Here is a 24,073-nt window from a genome sequence, read left to right as displayed (position 1 = left end):
GGCGGACGCCTTGGTCCGGGGAGCTCCAAGGCCTACATTGACTGCATCGGCGCTCGACCCACCAGGACAGGCGACCGAAGCGGACAGGACGGCGTGGCAACCCATGCCGCCGTGCCCATCCACTCCAACGTTCAAGGAACTGCATCATGAAGAGCAACAAGACCCTCCTCGCCGCCACCGCCATTGCCCTGCTGAACGGCGCCTCCCTCGCCAATGCAGGCACGTATTCGCTGGCTCCGGCCGGGCAAGGCCCGATCGACAACCCGGTCGCGCAGACCTCCAGCGTCAGCCGCGAGCAGGTTCGCTCGCAGATCGCGCAAGCCCGTGTGCGTGGCGAGCTGATCCCCGCGGGTCAGGGCCCGGTCGGCAACCTGCGCTCGTCCGCGTCGGTGCTCGCCCGTGCCGACGTCAAGACCCAGACGCTCCAGGCCCGCAACGCCGGCGCGCTGGTCCCCGCCGGTGAAGGCCCGGTCGACGCGATCACCGCGACGTACCACCGCGCGAACGCTCCGGTCGCCGACTGAGCAGCCCTGCGATTGCCCGTCCGGGTCGATGCGGCCGGTGCTCGCGTCGCCCGCATGGATCGGTCCGACCGATCGCAGCCGCGCGAGTCGCCGCGGCGAGCCCGGCATTCCAGCAACGCGCTTTCACGTCCCGAGACAAGGCCCCCAACCGGGGCCTTTTTCACGTCCGCTCGGCAGGCCGACCGCCGCTTCAGGCGTTCGCCCGCAAGGCGATGCCGACGAGAACGAGCACCAGCACCGCCGCCAGCAGCAAGGCGAGTCCACGCCAGAACGCAGCAGGGTTGCGCTCGAGCAGCGGACGTCGGTGCGCGACCGTGAACTCCGGGCCGGGGTGGCACAGGTCGTGGATGAATTCCGAGAGCGCCTGCTGGCGCCGCGAGGGGTTCGGTTGCAGGGCCTTGCGCAGCACGCGGTCGAGCCACGGCGGCAGGTCGGACCGATGCGCGCCCACCGGCACGTAGCGCAGCCGGCTCAGGTCCGCTTCCGAGCCGGTGCGCGCGAGATCGAGCCCATACGGCAACGCACCGGTCAGCAGCTGGTAGGTGACGACGGCGAGCGAGAACAGGTCGGCCCGAGCGTCGACCGCACGGCCGAGCAGCGCCTCGGGCGCCGCGTACTGCAGCTCGCCCGCCGGCCCTTGCGGGGCGGGCTCGGCGTCGCGTTCGGCGAGCCCCGCCACCCACGTCGCGCCGAAGTCGATGAGGCGGACCGTGCCGCTGGCGTCGAGCATCAGGTTGGCGGGCCGCACGTCGAGATGGACCATCTCCTGGCGATGCAGCGCCTGCAACCCGCGCGCGGCTTGCGCGACGAGGCCGCGCACCGCGTCGAGGCCCGGCGCGGGGTGGTCGATCATCCATTGCGCGAGCGTCTGGCCATCGACGTATTCCATCGCGACGAACAGATGCCGACGCGGCGCGTCGTCGCGCGCGGCCTTCAGCACGTGCGGGTTGTCGACGCGCCGCGCGACCCACTCCTCGAGCATGAAGCGGTCGAGCATCGACGGGTCGTCGGCGGCTTCGATCGACGGCGTCTTGATCGCCACGTGCCGCCCGCTCGCGTCTTCGAGTGCGAGGTGCACATGGCTGCGCGGACTCACGTGAAGCTCGCGCACGATCGTGTAGCCCTCGAAGCGCTCGCCTGGGCGTAGCGGCGGGGACACGACGAGACCTTCGCGTGCGTGCTGCAGGGCATGCGACGCCGGCGGCGGCAAGGCGTCGACGCGCACGATCTGCACGGTCGCGTCGTCGTCGCTGCCGCTCGCCCGTGCCGCTCGGGCGAGCGCCGCCGCGACGGCGTCGAGGTCGTCGGCGTTTGCCGCGAGCGCCGCCTGCACCGCCCCGGCATCGAGGTACTCGTACGCACCGTCGGTCGCGAGAAGGTAGGTCTCGCCTGCCTCGAGCGGCCACGCGAGGTAGTCGATGTCGACGCTGCGGTCGACGCCGAGGGCGCGGCCGAGGTAGGTGCCGCCGTGGTCGGCACGGACGCGATGGTCTTCGCTCAGCTGCTCGAGAGACTGCGGATGCAGCCGGTACACGCGCGCGTCGCCGACGTGCAGCAGGTGCGCCTCGCGACCCTTCAGCACCAGCGCGCTGAACGTGCAGATGCAGCCGAGGTCGCGATCGCGGCGCCCGGCGCCGCGCTGCGTCTGCGCGTGCAGCCACGCATTGGTCGCCTGCAGCACGCACTGCGCGGCACGGCGCACCGGCCAGGCGTCGGACGTGGCGTAGTAGTCGTCGAGAAAGCCGCGGACCGCGGTGGCGCTCGCGACGTGGCTGACGCGGCTGCTGCCGATGCCGTCGGCGAGCGCGACCACGATGCCCTTGCTCGCGAGCTGGGCGCCGCGCGCCAGCACCGCGCCGTGGAAGTCCTGGTTGGTCTTGCCCGGACCTGCGAGCGAGTGCTGGCCGATACGGACTTCGAGCGTCAAGCGGCGGCGCGCTTGGCCCGCGTGTCGGCGCGCGTCGTGAGGTCGCGCTTGGGCGCCGTCTTGTAGTGCGTCGCGTAAAGCGTCGCCCCGACGAAGGTCAGACCGCCGACCAGGTTGCCGACCACGGTGGGGATCTCGTTCCAGAGCAGGTAGTCCATGAACGTGAAGTGGCCGCCGAGCATCAGGCCGGCCGGGAACAGGAACATGTTGACGATCGAGTGCTCGAAGCCCATGTAGAAGAACACCAGGATCGGCATCCACATGCCGATCACCTTGCCCGACACCGAGGTCGACATCATCGCCGCGACGACGCCGGTCGAGACCATCCAGTTGCACATCACGCCGCGGATGAAGAGGGTCAGCATGCCGGCTCCGCCGTGCGCGGCGTAGCCGAGCGTGCGCCCTTCGCCGATGCTGCCGAGCTTCTGCCCGACCGCGTTGGGTGCCTCGGAGAAGCCGAAGGTCAGCACGATCGCCATGAACACCGCGACCGTGATCGCGCCGGCGAAGTTGCCGACGAAGACCAGGCCCCAGTTGCGCAGCACGCCGGTCCAGGTGGCGCCCGGACGCCGATCGAGCACCGCCAGCGGCGCCAGCGTGAACACGCCGGTGAGCAGGTCGAAGCCCATCAGGTAGAGCAGGCAGAAGCCCACCGGGAAGAGCAGCGCACCGATGAGCGCGTTGCCGGTATTCACCGTCACCGTGACCGCGAACGCGGCGGCGAGTGCGAGGATGGCGCCGGCCATGTAGGCGCGGATCAGGGTGTCGCGCGTCGACATGACGAGCTTGGACTCGCCGGCGTCGACCATCTTGGAGACGAATTCGGCAGGGACTACGTAGGCCATGGTGCTTCCAGGAGGTAGAAAAGGGATGAGTTCAGGTGAGCGCGACCTGCACGCAGCGGCCCGCGAGGCGCACGTGGTGCACGGCGACCTTCAGCTCCGGGTGCTCGAGGCACTCGCCGGTGGCCAGGTCGAAGTGGTGCTTGTAGAGCGGCGACGCGACGACGAGCCGCTCGCCGAGGTTGCCCACCAGGCCGCGTGCGAGAACGCTCGCGCCGGTCTTCGGGTCGACGTTGTCGATGGCGTGCAGGCGGTCCGCGCCGATCCGGAACACGGCCACGTGACGGCCGCCGATGCGCGCGGCGACGCCGGTGTCTGGAACGATGTCGTCGAGCTCGCAGATCTGCGTGGCTTCGGTTGCTCCGCTTGTCATCACTCGTGCCCTCCGCGTTTCAGGCCGGTACCCGCTCGTCCTCGCGTGCCGGCCGCGGCTGACCGCGCTCGCGCACGAAGACGATGCGCTCGTCGGGCCGATCGCTGTTGACGAACGAGCGGAAGCGCTTGCGCACCGCGGGGTCCGTGATCGCGGTCTTCCACTCGCACTGGTAGGTGTCGACGACGTGCTGCATCGAGGTCTCGAGCTCGCCGTTGATGCCGAGGCTGTCGCGCAGCAGCACGTCCTTGAGGTAGTCGAGGCCGCCTTCGAGGCCTTCGCGCCAGGTGCTGGTGCGCTGCAGCCGATCGGCGGTGCGCACGTAGAACATGAGGAAGCGGTCGATCAGGCGGACCAGCTCGTCCTTCGAGAGGTCGCTCGCCAGCAGCTCCGCGTGGCGCGGCTTCATGCCGCCGTTGCCGCAGACGTAGAGGTTCCAGCCCTTGTCGGTCGCGATCGCGCCGACGTCCTTGCCTTGCGCCTCGGCGCATTCGCGCGTGCAGCCCGAGACGCCGAACTTGATCTTGTGCGGCGCGCGCAGGCCCTTGTAGCGGTTCTCGAGTTCGACTGCGAGACCCACGCTGTCGCCGACGCCGTAGCGGCACCAGGTCGACCCGACGCAGCTCTTCACGGTGCGCAGCGCCTTGCCGTAGGCGTGGCCCGACTCGAAGCCGGCGGCGATCAGCTCCTCCCAGATCAGCGGCAGCTGCTCGACGCGAGCGCCGAACAGGTCGACGCGTTGCCCGCCCGTGACCTTGGTGTAGAGCCCGTACTTCTTGGCGACCTGCCCGACCGCGATCAGGCCGTCGGGCGTGACCTCGCCGCCGGGCATGCGCGGCACCACCGAGTAGGTGCCGTCCTTCTGGATGTTGCCGAGGTAGTAGTCGTTGCTGTCCTGCAGGCCGGCGAGTTCGGGCTTGAGGACGAACTCGTTCCAGCACGACGCGAAGATGCTCGCGGCGACTGGCTTGCAGACATCGCATCCGAGGCCCTTGCCGTGCCTCGCGACGAGCTCGCTGAAGCTGCGGATGTTGCCCACCCGAACCAGGTGATAGAGCTCCTGGCGCGAGTACGCGAAGTGCTCGCAGACATGGTTGGTCACCGCCATGCCGAGCCGCGCCATTTCGGCCTTCATCACCTGCGTGACGAGCGGCACGCAACCTCCGCAGGTGCTGCCGGCCTTGGTGCAGGACTTGATCGCGCCGATCGTGCACGCGCTGGCACCGACCGCCTCGCAGACACGGGCCTTGCTGACGTCGTTGCACGAGCAGAGCTGCGCGCTCGCCGGCAGCGCATCGGCACCGAGCGCCGCCCTGGCCTTGCCGTCGCTGCCGGGGAGGATCAGGAACTCGGGGTCGGCCGGCAATGCGATGCCGTTCAGCGCCATCTGCAGCAGCGTGCCGTATTCGGCGGCATCACCGACGAGCACCGCGCCGAGCAGCTGCCTGCCGTCGGCGCTGACGACGATCTTCTTGTAGATCTGCCGCAGCTCGTCGGTGTAGCTGAAGCTGCGGCTGCGCGGCGTGCGGCCCTGCGCGTCGCCGATGCTCGCGACGTCGACGCCCATGAGCTTGAGCTTGGTGCTGAGGTCGGCGCCGACGAACGCCGCGTCCGGCTCACCGGCGATGTGGCGCGCCGCCACGCGCGCCATGTCGTAGCCGGGCGCGACGAGCCCGAAGGTCTGCTCGTTCCACGACGCGCATTCGCCGATCGCGTAGACGTCGCGGTCGCTGCTGCGACAGTGGCTGTCGATCACGACGCCGCCGCGCGGCCCGATCGCGAGCGCGCACTGGCGCGCCAGCTCGTCACGCGGACGAATGCCGGCCGAGAACACGATCATGTCGGTCTCGAGCCAGCTGCCGTCGGCGAACACCATGCGATGGCGCGCACCCGCACCGTCGGTGATCTCGACGGTGTGGCGCCCGGTGTGCACGTGCACGCCGAGCGTCTCGATCTTCTCGCGCAGCACCCGGCCGCCGGCGTCGTCGACCTGCACCGTCATGAGACGCGGCGCGAATTCGACGACGTGGGTGTCGAGGCCCATGTCGACGAGCGCCTTCGCGCACTCGAGCCCGAGCAGGCCGCCGCCGACCACCACCCCGCTCTTCGACCGGGCGCCCGACGCCTTCATGGCTTCGAGGTCCTCGATCGTGCGGTAGACGTGGCAGTGCGCACGCTCGCGGCCGGGCACCGGCGGCACGAAGGGGTACGAGCCGGTCGCGAGCACCAGCTTGTCGTACGTGAGCACCTCTCCCGTGGCGCTGGTGACGGTGTTCTGGCGTCGCTCGACCGCGACCGCGCGCGCGCCGAGGCGCAGTTCGAAGCCCGTGCGCTCGAAGAAGCCCGGCTCGACCAGCGAGAGGTCCGCGGCCGATTGGCCGGCGAAGAACGACGACAGATGGACGCGGTCGTACGCGGGCCGCGGCTCCTCGCAGAGCACCGTGACGCGCGCATCCCGAACGCCGGCTTCGGCCAACGTCTCCAGGAACTTGTGGCCCACCATGCCGTGGCCGACGAGAACGATCTGCATACGCTTTTTCTACCCAATCGAGCACTGCGCGGACCCTCGCGCGCGCCGGACCGTGCAGCGAAGCGGTCGCCGCAGCCTGCCGATGCCGCGCGAGCGTTCCGCCGTGGCGCACGCGATCGAACAGCGATCACGCAGCGCCCGGGTCCGAGCTTCCGAGCGAAGATTCCGCAAGCCCCATGCCAGACAGCCGAGCCGCGGGCTCTCTGCCCGCTCGCGGCGGCTCCCGCACGGCGCATGCCCCATGTTGCAGCGCGACATGGCCAAGCCGGTGCCCGCCACGCCGCTTCGGTGCGTGCGAGTGAGCGACCGCAGGCGGAAAGGCTCGCGCACAGGGCATGACCCACCGTCGAGACGCCGGATCGGTGCGCCGGGCGAGCAACGCCTCGGCTCTGGGCCGTGGCGATCTCGGGCCATCGCCGGCTGAGTCGCCGCTTGCCGGATCGATTGCCCGGCCGACGGACCGAACCCGCACGACCAGAGCTCGACCGCGCGCCGCGTTCGGCATCGCCGCATGGAGCCTGCCTGCAGCCTCGCCCCATCGGGCTTGGCCCATCACACCTCCAGAGGCGCGAGGTGTATTCTTCGCGCCCGCTGCAGCGCCGCCACGGTCCAGCGCCCGTCACAGGAGAGCTGCGGCCGGCACCCAGCCGGCAGCGACGAGAACCGGGAGACACGATGCGGCAAGCACGAGGCAGGAGCACCTGATGCCGGCGGCAGCCGAGCGCCTCTGCGCCGGCGCTCGTGCACGACCCGCGGCGGCAAGCGCCTCCGGCCCGTCGCACGCAGGCCGGTGCGGGACACCCTCGCGATCGATTCCGCGCTCGCGCCCGCATCCCTGCTTGCCGGCGCGCGCCACGTGCCGGGAGCCGCGCGTGTGGACGAACGGTAGGTCCGTTCCAAGCGCCCCGCATCTACCATCGTCGCCGCGTTGCAGACCGCTGCCGATGGCCCGGCACGGCCGTCGGCAACGCTTCGTTCACCACGAGGAGAGCACCTGTCTCGATTGGTCTGACCAACCACTGCAAACGAATGCCTTTCGCCGCAGCCTCGACCTCGTCGCTTCGCGGTCGCCCGGAAGGGTCCGATCCACGCAGCGCGCACCAGGGTTGCGTCGCCGGCGTCGGCTCTCCCACTGGCACGCGCTTTGCGTTTCGATTCGAAACATTCGTCCGGATGCTTCCGAACGGTGCGCCCGCGCACTGCCGCCGCTCCTGCTTGCCTCATCTGTCGGCGCGCCGCTCCCGTGGTGCTGGGTGGCCTGAACCAGGTTGCGCGGGCGCACGAGAAAACACCGGACCCTTTCGCACCGCAGCAATCACTACGCGATGCCGCGAGGCCTCGTTCAAGAAGTTATGCAACTGGCGCAGCTCGTATCAGACGCCGGAACGTTCTGGGCGCCATGACGGCGCGGTATCTCATCATCCCGACCGGAGGACAAATTGACTCATACGATTTCTTTAGAACGCAACACGACGAAGTTGCACCGAAGCAGGAAGGCGAACGCTCTGCGCGCTCCGGCTTTCGCGTTGTCGCTGCTGAGCCTTGCCATCGCTTCTGCTCACGCGAACCAGTGGTCGTACCCGGGCGACCCGGGCTTCGTCGCCACCAATCCGCAGCAGATGCCTGCGGCCAAGGCGAGCTGGGAAACGCCGGAATACGGCAACTTCACCGGCACCACCGGTGGCACCGCGGTGACCGTGCCGTGGCAGCTGTTCGCGGTCAACGCGTCGACCGCCTACGCCCTCGGCTACTACGGCCAGGGTGTCACGATCGGCATGCTGGACTCGGGCTATCGGCCCACGCACGAGGCATTCCAGACCCCGCTGATCGTCTCGGCGCGCGGGTCGGGTGTCTACGCCACGTCGGGCTTCGGCTATCGCACGGCGAACCCGGGCAACCCGTTCACCGCAGGCGACCCGTTCGTCATCGACGGTGACCAGGCGCGCACCAGCGACTACTCGCACGGCACCGGCATGCTCGGCGTCACCTCCGGCAAGCGGGACAACGTCGGCCAGCAACAAGGCATCGCCTTCGCCTCGACGATGGTGGTCGCCAAGACCGGTGGTTCGGACACCCAGTCGCATGGCCCGTTCCACGACTACGTCTACTTCTATACCGCCACCAAGGCGCTGGTGGACGCAGGCGCGAAGGCGATCAACGAAAGCTGGGGCTCGTTCGTCCAGACGATCGACAGAACCCGCTTCGACGGTCTGGGGCGCGACCTGGGCGCCAACGGCAATCGCACGAACGCCTATCAGATCGCGGGCAAGGACAGCACCAGCCCCACGGCGATGGCGACGACCATTCCGAACGAGTTCCTGCGAGACCTCGAATACCAGTTCTTCTTCTTCAAGAAGACCTATTCCGCGGGCGGCATCCAGTACAACCCCAACTTCCCGGGGCTGTCGTTCATGGACGCCATCTGGAACGCGATCAAGGTCACCGGCACCGTCGACGTCCGCTCGGCCGGCAACAACGACTGGAGCAACCCGTACTTCCGCCCGTCGTACCCGTTCTTCAATCCGCAGGCCGAGAACCAGTTCGTGAGCGTCGGCGGTGTGCAGCCGCCGACCGCCGCCAACCCCGAGTACACCAAGCAGTTCGGGTTCAACGAGGCGGGCCTTGCCAAGTGGTGGGTCGTGTCGACCCCGTCGAACAACGTTCGCACCACGAGCAGCGGTGGCGACACGGCCTACTCGAACTCGAGCGGCACCTCGCCGGCCACGCCGGTCGCGACCGGCGTGATGGGAGTGCTGCTGTCGCGCTTCCCGAACATGGACGCCAAGCAGGCGCGTGAGGTGATGCTCACCACCGCCAACAACAAGATGACCGACGGCGTGCGGTTCCTCGGCACCGGGCAAACCTCGCCTACCGGGGTGTCCATCGCGTGGACTGCTCCCGACGGTCTTCCCGACGACCGCTGGGGCTGGGGGATTCCCGATCTGGCCAAGGGCATGCATGGCCCCGGCCAGTTCCTGACCCCGATGCTCTACAACATGAGCAAGGCGGCGGTCGACGTCTGGTCGAACGACATCGGCCAGATCGCGATCAAGCAACGCGAATCGGAAGACCGTCAGTGGCTGGCGAACTACCGCCAGCAAGGCATCGCCATGGCGGGCGACTTCAGCCCCAACGTGCTGAACCCCGACGGCTCGGTGAGCCCGCAGGCCTTCGTTCTCCAGGGCATCCTGAACGATCCGCAGATCCAGGCGATCACCAACGGCCACCCGGAGATGTACGACAAGATCCCGTACAGCGACGCTCTGAAGTGGCGCAAGGAATGGATGGACGCCCGCGCGGCCTACATCCAGGACAAGATCGACCGCGGCCAGTACAACGCCTCGCTCACGAAGTCGGGCACCGGCACGCTGTTCCTGACCGGCAACAACACCTACGCGGGCGGCTCGAACGTCACCGGCGGGAAGCTTTCGGTCGTCGGCAGCAACAGCTCGGGCGTGACGGTCAGCAACGGCGGCACGCTGGGTGGCACCGGCAGCGTCGGCGGCTCGCTGGTCGTCCTGCCGGGTGGCACGCTGGCGCCGGGTGTCAGCGCCACCGAAGCGGCGAGCGTCGCCGGCGTCGTCGTCGACGTGACGGTGCAGCCGGGCGACGTGCTGCGCGCCAACATGGCCAAGATCGCCCTCGGTTCGCGCTTCGTCGCCACGCTCGGCGCCGGCGGCACGTCGTCGCGCCTCGTGGCGACGGGCACCGTCGCGCTCGGCGGCAACCTGGTCGTCGACTTGGCCACGGCGCCGACCCCGGGGCAGCAGTTCACACTGGTCCAGGCTGGTACGCTGGTCGGCACGTTCTCGGGCTTGCCCGAAGGCGCGTCGGTCACGTCGGGTGGACGGCAGCTCCGGATCTCGTATACCGGCAACCGGGTGACCCTCACGGCGATCTGAATGCACGGCAGCCTGCCGTCGGGAACGGCCATGGGCGCAGCGTCCGTCAGGAGCGGCAGTCATGGCCCTCTCAGGATCGACCGGTCTCCGGCCCCACTTTCAACCTCAGGAAAACAATCATGCAAAAGCGTGCCCCATGCATCCTCGCGACTCTCGTCGCCGGATTGACGGCGTTCGCCGGCCCCGCCAGCGCCTCGCCCGAACTCGTCGTCAACGGCGGGTTCGAAAGCGCCACTTTCGACGGCTGGACCCCGACTGGCGAGTCCGACTTCAACGGCGTTGAATGCCCGGGCCCCGGCGCCTCCGTGTACAGCGGGAACTGCAGCGCGTTCTTCGGACCGGTCTTTGCGACCGGCGGTATCCAGCAGACCATCGACGTCGGCAGAGCCGGCGTGCCTTGGATGTTGTCGTTCGCGTTCAAGCCGGATGGCGGCATTCCGAGCAGCTTCACCGCGAGCTTCGGCGGGCAGACGCTGCTGTCGCTGTTGAACGCGGCGCCCGACGGCTACACGCTCTATCGGTTCGGCGGCCTTACCAATGCGGCCAGCATGACGCTGTCGTTCGATTTTCTCGACCAAGCCGGCGTCCTGTTGCTGGACAACGTCTCGCTGCAGGTGCCCGAACCCGCGACGATCGGGCTGCTGGGCGCCGGCCTCGCCGGGTTGCTGATTGCTCGCCGTCGCAAGTCGGCCTGACGACAAGCCGCTTGCCGGCGGACCCGTTCGTCCGCCGGCGCGTCTCTCGAAGGCGCCTGCCGCACACCGGCAGGCGCCTTTTTCATGGCCGGCACTCAGGTAACGATCGCGCAGCGCCGCATCGACACCCGCCTGCCACGCAGCAGGTGCGGCTCGAAAGCGCGCGGAAGCGACGCAGCCGCGGGGGGCGCCGAACGACGGGCGTTCGCTCGCCTGATGCGCCGCAGCCGGACGGCAATGGTCCGACTTCTGCCCGAGTCGCGACGACGGACCCGACGCCTCCCGCACGGCACTGGCGACGGTCGAGCGCTCAACAGCCGCGCCGACGCGACGCCCGATCAATAGCCCGCCGCGCGATCCACGGCCGCCGGGATGATCCCCGATTCGCGATAGCGCCTGATGTTCGCCGCGACGATCGCAGAAGCCGTGGTCCGGTCGGTGGCTGCCGAGATGTGCGGCAGCACCGTCACGCCCGAATGCGCCCACTGCCAGGCATCGGCCGGCAGCGGTTCGCGATCGAAGACGTCGAGCACAGCGTGCGTCAACCGCCCCGCATCGAGCGCCGCCCGCAGCGCGCCATCGTCGACGATCGGTCCGCGGGCGAAATTGATCAGCGACGCGCCGCGGCGCAGCGCCTCGAAAGCGCCCGCGTTGACCACGCCGCGGGTCTGTGGCGTGAGGGGCAGCAGGCACACGAGGATGTCGGTCCGTCCGAGCATCGCGACGAGTTCGTGGTCGCCGGCATGGCATTCGACGCCGGGCAGCGCCTTGGGACTGCGGCTCCAGCCGCACACCCTGAAGCCGGCGTCGAGCAGCTTCGCCGCGCTCGCGGCACCCAGCGCTCCGAGCCCCAACAGCGAGACCGTCCGCCGGCCCGGCGGCGCGTAATCGTGCGGCAGCCACTGACGCGCGGCCTGCTGGCGCGCATAGCGCGGCATGTCGCGGTGCAGGTACAGGGTCCAGGCGAGCACCGCCTCGGCCATCGTCGCGGCGAGTTGCGGGTCGACCAGGCGCACGATCTTCAGCCCGGTGTCCGGCAGATCGGCGACGAGTCGCTCGACGCCCGCCCACACGCTGTGCACCAAGCGCAGGTTGGGCATCGCGCGAAGATCCTGCGGCCGCGGGTTCGCGACGATCGCGATCTCGCACGCGGCCCGCGCCGCTGCATCGAGCTCCTCGAAGGCAACCACGGTCTCGGCCGGCATCGCCGCCTGCAGCGCGTCGACCCAGCGTCGAGCAGAGCTTCCGGTCTCGGCCGAGACGAAGGGCAAGGGTTCGGTCACTGGGGTCGTCGGGCGTTCAGCGAGTGACCATCATAGGGAGCGGTGCCGCAGCACGAGTGGGCGGTCGCCCCCGCAGGCTCTGCAAGCCGCGGACATCGACGCCGCTGTGTGGACGATCGCTACGGAGCCGGCACCATGGCGCGTGATCCGTGGCGCCGTCATGGCCTCAGGAGGAGCGCGACCGATTGGTCTTGCGACCGGAGCCGCCCAGCGGGCCTGACGGGACCTTGCGTCGCGCATCGATCTTCTTGCCCGCGCCGGGAAGCTTGTTGACGTTGCTCCAGGCGCGCGCGTTCGCTGCGGGACGAGCGACATCTTTCGGCGCATCGCTCGCTTCGATGGTCGGGCGTTTCTGCGTGGGGGCGTCCGCGACCGTGTCTTGCTTCGACATATGAGGCTCCCGAAGATGCTGCATCATCGGCCGCCGGTCGGGCTTCGGGCGTCAGACGAGAGGCTCTGTGGGCGAAGGAATCTCGCACGCCGCATACCTCGTCCGACCGCGGTCATGGGTCGGCCGCGCCGCCGATGACGCGTCGTGACCGCGCCGTCGCCGAGCGGCGTCACCCGGACCTCTCGAGGCTTCACGGCGGCGCATCAGGGGATGCAGCGGTTCGCGCGCGGCAGCGACCCCGACTGCGGCCACTCGGCGTCTTGCAGGAACCGGCCGCCGAGCTCGACGCCTGCGGTGATCAGCCGGTCGATGTGCACCGGGTCGCGGTCGAGCTTCGACGCCAGGTCCAGGTCGCCGAACGGCATCTCGATCACGCGGATGCCGATGTGGCTGTAGCTCGACGGCACGGCTGCGGCGCTCATGCGGGCGGCGATCTGATTCACCTTTTCGATGAAGTACAGCTCCTGCGCGAGCGCGAGGTTGCCGCCGAGCTCGTTGCGCCGATCGGCGATGTCTCCGATCGCCTGCGGTACGCTCGCCTGCCGCTGGGGGTTGATCTGGATCACCCAGATCTCGTCGGGCTTGTGCGCGCACATCGAGGGGTCGGTGAACTCGCGAACCGGCGGGTTGCTGGTGAAGAGCCCGTCCCAGTAGTGACGCCCGTCGATCTCGATCGAGCGGTAGAGCGGCGGGATCGCGGCAGAGGCGACCAGGTGGGCGGTGGTCAGCGCCTGGCCGCCGAACACGCAGCGCTCGCCGCTCAGCACGTCGGTCGCGCCGACCATCAGTGCGACGGGGCTGCGCGAACGCTGCTCCGGCGTCAGCCGCGCCAGGCCGACGTGCTCGTCGACCAGTTCGCGCAATCGTTGCTCGACGAGCGGCCGATACAGGTAAGGGCTGATCTCGGCCGCCAACGGTGCACGCGCTGCGACGACGCCCCACAGGTTGAGCAGCGCATCCGAGGGCTCGGACGCCTTGACCGCGTTCCAGAACGCGGTGAGTCGCGCGACCGCCTCGTCCGGGCCACCCCCGATGAGGCCCGCCCACGCGAGGGCGGCGCACATCGCCCCGCCTGACGTTCCGCTGAGGCCGACGAGCTCGAAGCGAGGCCAGAGGTCGGGCGCGAGCAGTCGCCTCAGCACGCCGGCGCCGAACGCCGCATGGCTGCCGCCACCCTGGCACGCGATCGCGACCTTCCTGCGTTCCGGCACTGCCGCTCCCCGTGCAAGGCTTCTCGAGGGCGGATTGTGACGCTGGCTCCGCGCCGGTTGCCCGAGGGCTCCGGGACCGGCGGTGCGCAGAGCCCATAAGGGCCGACGAGCCAGAGCTCGGGCACATGGCAGCGGTGCAGGACGCTTTCGAGCTCTGCGCCTGCCGGCGCGGCTCGATCCGATCACCGCGGCAGAGGCCTACGTCACGCGTGACCTGGTCGTACTGACCCAGTAGGCGCTCAGCGGTTGCTGCCGGACGAGGGCCGGGGCGCGAGTTCACGGCGGAGGCGCCTTCTGCTGGCCCGCCGACGCGCTCGTCTCAGCTGGCGAGGTCGGGCTCCGCTCCGGGGTGGCGCGCCAGCACATCAGCCTCCGTCATGCGGTATCGCGTCAGCCGGCGCTTGGGGTGATCTCGTCAATGATCCACCAGCGGTACAGATGAGGGGTTCGGGCATAGTGCCGTCCATGCTATCCCCGCACCTCCCGCGCAAGCCGCGCCTGCTCACCGAGATTCACGCATGAAGCTCGGACCCGGCGGATTCTGAACTCGCGACCGGGCACAGCATCCGATCGCAGATCAATGCGGCGAGCTCATAGCACACGCGCGTGAATGCAACGATCTCGCGATGCTGATGGTCTCTTGGATCAAAGTTAGCTAGACCGTCGAAGCGGGATGATCGATGCGTGCTTCGCGCGCTGCATTGCACAGGCGTAGGCTGCCTTCATCCTTGCCGAGCGGGGGCTAGTAGTCGAGAGCCTCACCACGACTCGCGGCATGGCCGAAACGCTGTTCGGGCTGCAAGCACTGATCAAGGGTGTGGTCACGTCCAACATGCTGGACGAGCATGACCGCGCACTCAGGCGAGCCAGCGCCCAAGAGCGCCTTAAAGCCTCGGATCTGAGAGACCGCTTGTCCAGGGGCGATGCTCGCGTCCACGTGTGCACAACCGCACCTGAGCCGAACAGCGTTACGGATGGTGGGAGGGGGAACAGCCGGCGGACTGAGCCGCCGCGTGCTCGGAACCATTTTTGGCGCAGGTCACCTGGGCGGAGGGCAGCTCCGCGAAATCCGAATCAGGGTCTGCTGCGCCAGCAGCGCAACGAGGCTTGTCACTCCGAGTAGGCTAGTACCGTCAGTGCGTCAGGGAGGGATGCCTGGCGTAAGTGAAAGGCGCACTGCTACAGGCTGGGTGGCGTACTCATCGCTATTGCACACATAAGGGTCGTCATACAGCAGCCAGATCGTGCCGAAGCCGCTCCGCAAGCCGAATTCCATTGTTTCGAGGAACCGCTTCGTGTTCGGCGAGGACCACGAGCCGAGCGACTTCCAAATTGGTATTGGTCCAGAATTGGGAGCCACATAGGCTCGCGTGTAGAGCCCCACAAGCACACGGTCGGTTTGACTCTGAATGCTGTAGATCGAATACGGTCCACAAGCTATTGCGTGCGCCGCGGTGGAGGAAGCGAGCAAAGCAATCGATAACACCAGCGTCTTCATCCCGTCAGTCCTTGCGAGTGGCCAGCGCGCAACCTCTGCGTAGCTATGCTGCAAGTTAGCTTAGGTGCAAGCGCAAGGCTCTCGTCTAAGGGAAACCCCACCAAGGACTACGGCGCCGCCGGCTGACTCGCGCGCGAGCTGGGCTCTAGTTCAGCTGCACGAAATACGCAGTAGGCTGCATGCTCCAGGACTGAATGGCAGAGCAATTGCTGACGGTCGAATCGCCGTAGTACCAGATCGTCACCGGCTTACCTTCACTCTTCTGCTGAAGCAAGGTGTCGTAAGCCGCTTTGCAGGCTGTCGGCTTGATGGAGAAAACCAGCGGATAGAGGGACTCCAGTGCACATATGCGGTGGACCTCGTAGGAACCCAGCGAGAGCGTCACCGCCCCGGATCCATCCAAGCCGAAGAATGTGATCTGCCCAGTGCAGGAAAACGCGCCCCATGCAGGCGCCGCCGCCAAACTGCTGCAGACGGCCAAAGTACTCAGAATCTTCTTCAAGGCTTCTCCTCTTGAGGGCCGCCGTCGCGGCGTAGGTCAGTGTGTCCTGCCAGCGCGAGGCCGAGCCGCCTCAGTCTGGCGGACGTGCCACTCACAGGGCCCCGGTCTAACCCTGAATGTGCTGCTGCGCGACGTGCAGACCGCGAGGAGCGCCTCGAGAGCACGCGTCCCCAAAACGACGCGCTCGCGGCGCGGGCAACCGTCAGGTGCTGCCATGCCGCTCAGCTGTTGTCTGGTCTCGCCGCCCTCGCCAAGCTGGTGTAGACCGATGAACTAGCGAGCCGCGTCAAGGCGTTGGCGGAACGCAACGGAATTGCTGCGTAGAGCCCTTCGCGTGACGGCGAGTGCACCCAAAGCCAGCACTGCCAGCGGCAGCGTCGCGGGCACCGGAACGACCATAGGTTGAGCTTGAACCAGCCAGCTACCCGCTGCCCGCAGGCCCCTGCTATCCGGCGGGGGCGACCCCAGGCTCGGAACCTGTTCGTCACCCAGAAAGCCCGCAGGGCCTGTGAAGATCGCACTCGGATCTGGCGGCCGGTCGATTACCAACTCTGCGAGCTGGCGCGATTGCGGTGCGAAGCCCGGATCGCCTGTCATGGCGCGATAGGCCAGCCGCTCGCCGGTGCCACTAACGTCGACAGGGCCGATTCCCAGCAATGAGCCGAAGTTGAAGAAGGCCGCCTCGTTCGCGGGGGTGATGGGCCCGGGGCTCAAGAGGCCCGAGTTGGTGAACAGGCTTGTGACCTCGGCGCTTGTCGCGTATCGAAAGCCTGCAAATGTCTGCCCCGGCGCCAACATCCCCGGCGTCGCGGCAGAGCCGGGAAAAAAGTAGTTTGCCGGCACGCCCTGTATGGCTGCATAGGAAAGCCCCGCCGTGCGGTCGACGTCAAGAAATAGCAGGCCCGTTGCGGTATCTAGCGTCCCAGTGCCTGCTCCTACCGCGGTACCGACGCTCACCAGCGCAGCATGCGCGGGTAGAGCCCAGAGCGCCGCTGCAACACAGACAAGGCTTGACCTCACCTTCCATTTACGAGCGATCATGTTGATCTCCAAACGCGCTGCATGCGCCGACGCAGCGGAAACTCCCGACGACGTGGCTGGACGGCACCGGCCCGGTGGAGCCTCACTGATTAGTGGAAGGGGTGCGAACGGGACGTGGTATCCCCCGTTTGGGGGCCCACACGGTGACGCGCCCGATCCTCTTCCTAGCGGATGGTAAGCACGCCCCGCACGGTGCCGGCGTGTCGGACGTGCTGCGGCATCAGGTGAGGTACTCCACTGGACGTTATACAGCCCTGGCGGATGTCCCACCGCCTTCAGCAGCACACTGGTGTAGAAGCCATAGTCACTTGCACGGTGCTCAGCAGGTTTGAGGACGCCGGCGCCAGCGGACCAGGTAGGCTTGCTTTCGTCCGCGCACAGGGAATGTCATGCAAGCCAATCCGTTTTCGCCCCCGAGGTCGGCCGTCGATGATGTCGTCTCAGAGGAGGTGGCTCCCGCCCTGTGGAACCCGGGTGTCGCAGCGAGCTGGAGCCTGTTGCTCAGCCCCGCCTTCGGCGCGTTCCTGCACATGAAGAACTGGCAAGCCATGGGGGAGCATGAGAAGGCTGCCACCGCTAAAGGCTGGATGATCGGGACACTCATACTCTTGTTCTGCCTGATCCTTGCTTCGTCCTTCTGGGCAGATAGCAAGCCGCTCGAACGTCTCTTGAGCTTCGCTGGCATGGGGCTGCTCTTCAGTTGGTACTTTTCAAGCGGAAAAGCACAGATGGCCTTCGTCAAGGCGCGATACGGAAAGGCGTACCCGAGAAAGGGCTGGCTCAAGCCAATGTTGCTAGCACTTGCGGTCTTCGTCGGCTTCGTCGCCGCTGGTACTGCGATGATGCTGCTGGCGGCCGCTCTCAACGTGACGCCCGCGTGAGATTCAGCACCCAAACGGAGCGGCCTAGCCATCTTCAGTGAGGACCCTTCAGGGGCACGTCTCTAGGCGGAAGCCAGGTTTTGCCCCTCACCTGCAACATGGCGGCTATGGACATCCGCTGCCTCAGCTCGCCCATATGTGGTGGGTCGAGCGGTGCGCCGAGCGGATTAGAGCGGCCGAGCCCGACATCGAACATATGGCCTCCGTTCAGCACGCGTTCGAGCTCTGCGACGGCTGCCGGGTCTGGATCTAGTCGATGCGGCTGACGCGTTCGCAGCTCGCGAGCCGGTGGTCTTGCCGGCTTAACGCTCGGGCCGGCGGCGGCCGCCATGCGCTGGGAGGTGCTGCCCGGCAGTTGCGCGGCTTCTGCCACCGCCAACTGCTCACTCGGGTACGTTATGAACAGCGAGATGGCGCGACTCCCAGCCCTTTCGGGCAGCGCGCGACGCTAGCGCCTAGCAGCGAGCCGTCGGCTTTGCTGCTTACGCGCTCGAAGACGGCCCTGCAATGCACCCGCCCGGCGGCGCACGCTGACCGCTCACAGTTGTGGGAGCCTAGTTGTGGCCTCGTCATAAGGAGATCGCATGAACGCATTGTTCACCTCGGCTGCCTAGTACCGCCCCGAATGTGACGCCGGCGAACCGTTGCATCGAGCGGGCCGGAACGGTGGAAGGACACCGGAGCCTTCGTCGCACCATCTTGCCTTATGGAACATGGTCCGCTGGCTGGCTGTGAACGCGCCCCGCCTCGCGTTGTCTCTCGACCGCGCCCATGCTGACGAGGTTGCCCAAACCCGGCCGTTGCGCGAGCATCGTGCGCGCGCCGCATCCTGGCGCGTGCGCCGTCCGCGCCCGACGCGCCGTCGAAGCGAGCCGCCAATCGCCTCGGCCACCGTCGGCGAGACCCCACCGACGCCCCGCGTCTCAGCAGAGTTGCAGACCCATGAGCCTTCATGCACGACTTCGTTCGCGCGCGACCGAGAACAAGCCGATTCGGGTCGGCCTCATCGGCGCCGGCAAGTTCGGTTCGATGTACCTGGCGCAGGTTCCGCGCACGCCCGGAGTGCACCTGGCCGCCGTCGCTGATCTCTCTCCCGAGGCGGCGCGCCGGAACCTGGCCCGCGTCGGCTGGAGCGTTGAACGGAGCGGCGCGACCAGCATCGCCGAAGCGCTCGAGACGGGCGCTACACACGTGGGCGACGACTGGCGCGCGCTCGTTGCCCATCCGGCGATCAACGTGGTCGTGGAGTGCACCGGCTCGCCGGTGCACGCGGTCGAGCACTGCCTGGCGGCGTTCGCGCATGCCAAGCACGTCGTCAACGTCACGGTCGAGGCCGACGCGTTCTGCGGCCCTCTGCTCGCCAGGCGCGCCGCCGAAGCCGGCGTCGTCTACTCGCTCGCGTTTGGTGACCAGCCGGCGCTGATCTGCGACCTTGTCGACTGGGCGCGCACCTGCGGATTCCCGGTCACCGCCGCTGGCCGAGGCCACAAGTGGCTGCCGCACTTCGCGCAGTCGACGCCAGAGACGGTCTGGGGCTACTACGGGTTGAGTCCCGAGCAGGCGCGGCGGGGCGGCCTCAATCCGAAGATGTTCAACAGCTTCCTCGACGGTTCCAAGCCCGCCATCGAGTCAACGGCCGTAGCCAACGCCACCGGGCTGGCCGTGCCGAGCGACGGACTGTCTTACCCGCCCGGCAGCATCGACGAGATCCCCTCATTGATGCGCCCTCGCGCCGAGGGCGGGGTGCTGGAGAAAAAAGGCATGGTCGAAGTGGTGTCGTCGCTGCGCCGTGACGGAACGCCGATCGCGTACGACATCCGGATGGGCGTCTGGGTCACCGTCGAGGCGGAGACCGATTACATCAGGAACTGCTTCGAGGAATACAACACGCAGACCGACGCGAGCGGCCGCTACTTCACGCTCTACAAGCGCTGGCACCTGATCGGCCTCGAGGTGGGCTTCTCGGTCGCGAGTGTCGCGCTGCGGGGCGAGGCCACGGGTGTCGCGACCTGCTGGAACGCTGACGTCATCGCGACTGCGAAGCGCGACCTGCGACCAAACGACGTGCTCGACGGCGAAGGGGGTTACACGGTCTGGGGCAAGCTCGTCCCGGCCGAGGCATCGGCTCGGATCGGCGCATTGCCTCTCGGCCTCGCCCATGACGTCAAGGTGATCCGGCCGGTGGCGCTGGGGCAGAGCCTCACGTGGAACGACGTGGCGATCGACACGACCACCCCCGCGTACCGGCTGCGACGCGAGATGGAAGCGCTATTTGGGCCCGGGGTCTAGGGACGGCGGATTGCGACGTTCGTGGGCGGCAGCGTGCCCGTGGTGACGAGGTGATCTCGCCTCGACGGGGTCGTGCTCGACGCGTCAGCGCCGCCCGCGCATCCACAGCTCGGACGAACTCGTCATCCGGCGTTCCTCGAGCAAATCATGGAACCCTGCGCCCTCACCTCCGCGATTTCCCTCCAGCACTCGACTTGCTACGTTGGCAAGCACGACCGTGCGCTGCGAGAGCCATCGCTCATGGCGAGGTCGCTACTCAGTTTCGAGAGGCGCTGCTCAAATCGGTACAACTACGCGGGACTGGAGCCGACCCGCCGTTGCGTGTGACCTCGGAAGCCGCCTCCATTCGGAGCCTTTCAAGGTAGTCGCCCCACACCTGCATCATGCTTCGGCGTTGCAGCATGAACTCGGCGCGATCGTAGGCCGTTCAAAGTGGGCCCAACTTGCCGTGCGCGAGCTGGGCCTCGATGACGTCCGGGTGCACGTTCAACTGCTCTACCAGCAGGGTTCGAGCCATAGCGCGAAAGCCATGGGCAGTGGCTGTCTCCTTGTCATACCCAAGCCGACGCAGAGCGGTGTTCACCGTGTTGTCGCTCATTGGTCGAGCATTGCCGAGAGCAGAGGGAAACACATATTTGACGTGCCCCGTCAACCGCTGCAGTTCGCGCAAGATTGCGACAGCTTGGTGCGGCAGCGGCACGGCGTGCGGACGCCCGTTTTGCTTCTCGTAGCGGCTTCGCTTCATCTCCACGGCAGGGATGGTCCATGTGGGCTCGGGGCCATCGAGCTCTAGAGCAGGGGCGCTGGAAAAGCAACGCGGAGAGCTGGAGCGCAGCGCGCGTCAGGGGGCTGCCCCGATAGTCAGCAATGGCCTCGATAAGAGCGCCAACGGCTCGCGGCTCGGTGACGGCCGCCATGTTCTTGACGAGAACCGGCTTGAGTGCGCCGCGCAGGTCCGCGGCCGGGTTTCGCTCAGCTCGACCAGTCGCGATGCCGTACCGAAAACCTGGCCGCACGCCTGCTGCAAGGAATGCACCGTCTCCCGAACACCACGAGCTTCTACACGCTGGAGAGCCTGCAAGAGCAAGGGTGCGCTGATAGCAGGCAGCGCGGATGCCCCGAGATAGGGAAAGATGTCCTTCTCCAAGCGCTCAATCCAGCGCCGGGAATGGGCTTCGCTCCACTCCGATTGGCGCGTCTCGTGGAACTCACGAGCAACGGCCTCGAAATTGTCTAGCGCGACCCCGGCGCGGCTGGCCTTGGCCGCCTTGCGCGCCACGCCCGGGTCCACCTCAGATGCCAGCAAGGTGCGTGCGGCGTCGCGCTTCTCCCGAGCCATCTTGAGGCTGGTGTCCGGGTACACGCCCATCGACAGCAGCTTTTCCTTGCCGCCGAAGCGGTACTTGAAGCGCCACCAACGTCCGCCAGATGGCGTCATCTCCAGGTAGAGCCCGCGCCCGTCGTAGAGTCGCTGACGCTGCGGACCCGACGCGGTTCTGCGGATCTGGACGTCTGAAAGAAGGTCGGGTTTCACGGCGTTTGGGGGTAACTGTTGGCCGTCGATGCTGTTACCCCGAATTGTTACCCCCAAAAGCGACGGGATTGCATGGGCGGGCGCGGCACGCTCCGACACCTCCAATCACGCTCTACGCCCGGTGCGGACGAAAAAAAGGGTCCTCTCGGGACCCTTCGAACTGATCGACTGGAGCGGGTGAAGGGAATCGAACCCTCGTATGAAGCTTGGGAAGCTGCCGTTCTGCCATTGAACTACACCCGCAGCGATCGCGATTATAGGGAGCCGTGCGGCGGCTGGGCCATCATCGGCTGATGTCGACATCCCCCGAAAACGCTCGTTCCGCCGCGACGCCCGACGCTCCCGAGGCGGCCGCCTCGCCTTTCTCCGATTCGCACGAGGCCTCCGCGCTCGCCTCTTCCACCGGCGCGCCTCGGCGACCGATCCGCAGCTTCGTCGTGCGCGCAGGGCGCATCGGTCCTGGCCAGGCGCGTGCGCTTGCCGAGCTGGCGCCGCGTTACGTCATCCCCTACCAGGCCGCGCCGTTCGACTTCGCCGCAGCGTTCGGACGCCAGGCCCCGCTCGTCGTCGAGATCGGCTTCGGCATGGGAGACGCCACGGCCAGGATCGCGGCGCAGCGGCCGGACGACGACTTCCTGGGCATCGAGGTGCATCCGCCGGGCGTCGGCGCGCTGCTGCAGCGCATCGAGGCCGCCGCGCTCAGCAACCTGCGCATCGTGCAGCACGATGCCGTCGAGGTGATCGAGCACATGGTCGCGCCCGATTCGCTCGCCGGCGTGCACGTGTTCTTCCCGGACCCCTGGCACAAGGCCCGCCACAACAAGCGGCGCCTGATCCAGCCGGCGTTCGTCGCGTTGCTGTCGAGCCGGCTCGCGCCGGGCGCCTATCTGCACTGCGCGACCGACTGGGAGCCGTACGCCGAGCAGATGCTGGAGGTGCTCGCGGCCGAGCCGCTGCTCGCGAACCGTCACGACGGCTTCGCGCCGCGCCCCGACTACCGCCCGCTCACCAAGTTCGAGGCGCGCGGCGTGGCGCGCGGCCACGGCGTGTGGGATCTGATCTTCGAGCGGCGTTGACGCCGACTACCCGCGCCAGTCGACCAGCCCCGTGTACGCGGTCGCGATCACGATCACGCCGAACGCGATGCGGTACCACGCGAACGGCGTGAAGGTGTGGGTCGAGATGTAGCGCAGCAGCCAGCGCACGCACAGCCACGCCGAGACGAACGAGAACAGCAGGCCCACCAGGAACACCGGCAGGTCGGCCGTCGAGAGCAGCGCGCGCTCCTTCCACAGACTGTAGAGGCCGGCGCCGATCAAGGTCGGAATCGACAGGAAGAAGCTGAACTCGGTGGCGGCGCGGCGCGAGAGGCCGAGCAGCATGCCGCCGATGATGGTGGCGCCCGACCGGCTGGTTCCCGGCACCAGCGCGAAGCACTGCACCAGGCCGACCTTGAGCGCGTCGAGCGGGCGCATGTCGTCGACGGTGTCGATGCGGGCGACGACGCTGCGCCGCTCGGCCCACAGGATGACGAGGCCGCCGATGATGAAGGTGGTCGCGACGACCACCGGCGTGAAGAGATGTTCCTTGACCGCCTTGCCGAACAGCAGCCCGAGCACCACGGCCGGGACGAATGCGATCGCGACGTTGAGCGCGAAGCGGCGCGCTCGCGCGTCGCTGCCGAGGCCGCCGAGCGTGTGCACCAGGCGCTGCCAGTAGACGACGATCACGGCGACGATCGCGCCGCTCTGGATCGCGATGTCGAACACCTTGGCCTTGGCGTCGTCGAAGCCGAGCAGCGAGCCGGCGAGGATCAGGTGCCCGGTGCTCGAGATCGGCAGGAACTCGGTGAGTCCCTCGACGATGCCCATCACGGCGGCCTTGACGAGCAGCATCGAATCCAACGCGGTCTCCGGGCAAAAGAGCGCGATGTTAGCGAGGCGGTGGCGACTGCCCGCCGCTTTGTCGCGTCAGGGCGGACTGGTCGCGAGGTCGATGCGCAGCCCTCTCGGCGTCACGTGCACGCCGGCGACGGTGAGACCGAGGTCCGCGAGTCGCCCGGCGGTCGACTCGGGCAGCCGGTAGACCACCGCGCCTTCGAGCAGCGCGGCCACCGCCGGGCGGCCGATCTGGTCGATGCGGCGCTGCCAGGCGGCGGGCACCCGCTCGAGGTCGAAGCGCTCGACCCGCACGTCGGCAAGGCGCAGCGTCGCGTCGCCCGCATCGAAGCGCAGCGCGGCGCTGCTCGCGAGCACGCCGTCGTAGGTCGCGCCAGCAATGCGTTCGGCGATGCGAACGTCGAGGTCGATGCCCACCCGGTCGGCCGCGGCGTCGAGCCGGAGGCGCGGCCGCGCCACGCGCAAGTCGACGATGTCGAGGAGGCGCCGCTCGATCGGGAAGCGTTCGCCGACCACTTCGCGCAGACGCGCCTCGGGCACCTCGATCGAGCGCGGCGGGGCGAGCGCGGCGCAGCCGGTGAACGGGATCGCGAGCAGCGCGCCGAGCAGCGACCGCCGCGCCGCGACGACGGCGCCGACGAGGCCGGCCTGTCGCTCCTCGCGAGCGCGGGCGTCGGCTTCCGGTGATCGGCCATCGAAGGCTCGCCACGCGCCCGCGGCTTCGGCAGATGGCCCGCGCTGCGCCATCACCG

Annotated in this window: 20 protein-coding genes and 1 tRNA gene; 6 read left to right on the top strand and 15 right to left on the bottom strand. The window is 68.0% G+C overall.

Annotated features, from left to right (window positions below):
* The first annotated feature begins 146 nt into the window (after nucleotides 1-146).
* Nucleotides 147-524, top strand: a complete 378-nt coding sequence (locus HQN59_RS09700) for a DUF4148 domain-containing protein (protein WP_176068635.1) — start codon at nucleotides 147-149, stop codon at nucleotides 522-524.
* Nucleotides 525-714: 190 nt separating this feature from the next.
* Here HQN59_RS09700 and HQN59_RS09695 read toward each other — a convergent pair whose 3' ends face one another.
* Genes HQN59_RS09695 through nirB form a run of 4 tightly spaced genes read right to left on the bottom strand, consistent with a single transcriptional unit; the run spans nucleotide 715 to nucleotide 6,196 of the window.
* Nucleotides 715-2,451 carry a bifunctional protein-serine/threonine kinase/phosphatase gene (locus HQN59_RS09695; RefSeq protein ID WP_176068633.1) on the bottom strand — a complete coding sequence of 579 codons (1,737 nt, stop codon included), beginning with the start codon at nucleotides 2,449-2,451 and terminating at the stop codon, nucleotides 715-717.
* Nucleotides 2,448-3,296, bottom strand: a complete 849-nt coding sequence (locus HQN59_RS09690) for a formate/nitrite transporter family protein (protein ID WP_176068631.1) — start codon at nucleotides 3,294-3,296, stop codon at nucleotides 2,448-2,450. The genes HQN59_RS09695 and HQN59_RS09690 overlap by 4 nt, the downstream gene beginning before the upstream one ends.
* 31 nt (nucleotides 3,297-3,327) lie before the next feature.
* Nucleotides 3,328-3,666 (bottom strand): nitrite reductase small subunit NirD, encoded by a 339-nt coding sequence (gene nirD, locus HQN59_RS09685; protein ID WP_176068629.1) that lies wholly within the window; start codon nucleotides 3,664-3,666, stop codon nucleotides 3,328-3,330.
* A 19-nt stretch (nucleotides 3,667-3,685) separates the two neighbouring features.
* Complete coding sequence (gene nirB, locus HQN59_RS09680; protein ID WP_176068627.1) at nucleotides 3,686-6,196, bottom strand: nitrite reductase large subunit NirB; 2,511 nt, start codon at nucleotides 6,194-6,196, stop codon at nucleotides 3,686-3,688.
* Nucleotides 6,197-7,722: 1,526 nt separating this feature from the next.
* On the opposite strand from nirB, the gene HQN59_RS26680 reads away from it, so the two are divergent.
* Nucleotides 7,723-10,098 (top strand): S8 family serine peptidase, encoded by a 2,376-nt coding sequence (locus tag HQN59_RS26680; RefSeq protein WP_176068625.1) that lies wholly within the window; start codon nucleotides 7,723-7,725, stop codon nucleotides 10,096-10,098.
* Nucleotides 10,099-10,217: 119 nt separating this feature from the next.
* Nucleotides 10,218-10,793: a PEP-CTERM sorting domain-containing protein gene (locus tag HQN59_RS09670; RefSeq protein ID WP_176068623.1), complete on the top strand. Its 576-nt coding sequence runs from the start codon at nucleotides 10,218-10,220 to the stop codon at nucleotides 10,791-10,793.
* Nucleotides 10,794-11,131: 338 nt separating this feature from the next.
* On the opposite strand, the gene HQN59_RS09665 is transcribed toward HQN59_RS09670, so the two are convergent.
* From HQN59_RS09665 to HQN59_RS09640, 6 genes are all read right to left on the bottom strand, one after another.
* Nucleotides 11,132-11,998, bottom strand: a complete 867-nt coding sequence (locus tag HQN59_RS09665) for a 2-hydroxyacid dehydrogenase (RefSeq protein WP_176068621.1) — start codon at nucleotides 11,996-11,998, stop codon at nucleotides 11,132-11,134.
* A 244-nt stretch (nucleotides 11,999-12,242) separates the two neighbouring features.
* Entirely contained in the window at nucleotides 12,243-12,467 is a 225-nt protein-coding gene (locus HQN59_RS09660) for a hypothetical protein (protein WP_176068619.1), read from the bottom strand.
* A gap of 203 nt (nucleotides 12,468-12,670) precedes the next feature.
* Nucleotides 12,671-13,678 carry a patatin-like phospholipase family protein gene (locus HQN59_RS09655; protein ID WP_176068617.1) on the bottom strand — a complete coding sequence of 336 codons (1,008 nt, stop codon included), beginning with the start codon at nucleotides 13,676-13,678 and terminating at the stop codon, nucleotides 12,671-12,673.
* A gap of 1,141 nt (nucleotides 13,679-14,819) precedes the next feature.
* A complete protein-coding gene (locus HQN59_RS09650) occupies nucleotides 14,820-15,176 on the bottom strand; it encodes a hypothetical protein (RefSeq protein WP_176068615.1) in 357 nt (118 codons plus the stop codon).
* 145 nt (nucleotides 15,177-15,321) lie between these two features.
* Nucleotides 15,322-15,678: a hypothetical protein gene (locus HQN59_RS09645; RefSeq protein WP_176068613.1), complete on the bottom strand. Its 357-nt coding sequence runs from the start codon at nucleotides 15,676-15,678 to the stop codon at nucleotides 15,322-15,324.
* 273 nt (nucleotides 15,679-15,951) lie between these two features.
* The gene (locus HQN59_RS09640; RefSeq protein ID WP_176068611.1) at nucleotides 15,952-16,731 is read right to left on the bottom strand and encodes a hypothetical protein; all 780 of its coding nucleotides are present in this window, start codon (nucleotides 16,729-16,731) and stop codon (nucleotides 15,952-15,954) included.
* Nucleotides 16,732-17,108: 377 nt separating this feature from the next.
* Here HQN59_RS09640 and HQN59_RS09635 point away from each other — a divergent pair, with 377 nt between their 5' ends.
* Complete coding sequence (locus HQN59_RS09635) at nucleotides 17,109-17,600, top strand: hypothetical protein (RefSeq protein ID WP_176068609.1); 492 nt, start codon at nucleotides 17,109-17,111, stop codon at nucleotides 17,598-17,600.
* Between the two features lie 942 nt (nucleotides 17,601-18,542).
* Complete coding sequence (locus tag HQN59_RS09630; protein ID WP_176068607.1) at nucleotides 18,543-19,889, top strand: NAD(P)H-dependent oxidoreductase; 1,347 nt, start codon at nucleotides 18,543-18,545, stop codon at nucleotides 19,887-19,889.
* A gap of 427 nt (nucleotides 19,890-20,316) precedes the next feature.
* On the opposite strand, the gene HQN59_RS26790 is transcribed toward HQN59_RS09630, so the two are convergent.
* The 3 genes from HQN59_RS26790 to HQN59_RS09620 all read right to left on the bottom strand — a co-directional run bounded on the left by HQN59_RS26790 (nucleotide 20,317) and on the right by HQN59_RS09620 (nucleotide 21,666).
* Nucleotides 20,317-20,634 (bottom strand): tyrosine-type recombinase/integrase, encoded by a 318-nt coding sequence (locus HQN59_RS26790; RefSeq protein ID WP_342451183.1) that lies wholly within the window; start codon nucleotides 20,632-20,634, stop codon nucleotides 20,317-20,319.
* Between the two features lie 96 nt (nucleotides 20,635-20,730).
* The gene (locus tag HQN59_RS26785; protein WP_342451167.1) at nucleotides 20,731-21,423 is read right to left on the bottom strand and encodes a tyrosine-type recombinase/integrase; all 693 of its coding nucleotides are present in this window, start codon (nucleotides 21,421-21,423) and stop codon (nucleotides 20,731-20,733) included.
* A gap of 169 nt (nucleotides 21,424-21,592) precedes the next feature.
* A tRNA-Gly gene (locus HQN59_RS09620) sits at nucleotides 21,593-21,666 on the bottom strand.
* 50 nt (nucleotides 21,667-21,716) lie between these two features.
* On the opposite strand from HQN59_RS09620, the gene trmB reads away from it, so the two are divergent.
* Nucleotides 21,717-22,499, top strand: coding sequence for a tRNA (guanosine(46)-N7)-methyltransferase TrmB (gene trmB / locus HQN59_RS09615; RefSeq protein ID WP_176068605.1), 783 nt, complete (start codon nucleotides 21,717-21,719; stop codon nucleotides 22,497-22,499).
* A gap of 6 nt (nucleotides 22,500-22,505) precedes the next feature.
* On the opposite strand, the gene HQN59_RS09610 is transcribed toward trmB, so the two are convergent.
* Nucleotides 22,506-23,327 carry an undecaprenyl-diphosphate phosphatase gene (locus tag HQN59_RS09610; protein ID WP_176068603.1) on the bottom strand — a complete coding sequence of 274 codons (822 nt, stop codon included), beginning with the start codon at nucleotides 23,325-23,327 and terminating at the stop codon, nucleotides 22,506-22,508.
* A gap of 66 nt (nucleotides 23,328-23,393) precedes the next feature.
* Complete coding sequence (locus HQN59_RS09605) at nucleotides 23,394-24,068, bottom strand: DUF1439 domain-containing protein (protein ID WP_176068601.1); 675 nt, start codon at nucleotides 24,066-24,068, stop codon at nucleotides 23,394-23,396.
* Nucleotides 24,069-24,073: the final 5 nt, after the last annotated feature.

Origin of the sequence: Rhizobacter koreensis (assembly GCF_013366375.1) — a bacterium.
In the GTDB taxonomy this organism is placed as follows: Bacteria; Pseudomonadota; Gammaproteobacteria; order Burkholderiales; family Burkholderiaceae_C; genus Schlegelella_A; species Schlegelella_A koreensis.
Note: the sequence above shows the minus strand (reverse complement) of the source record. Positions and strands in the feature narration are given on the sequence as shown.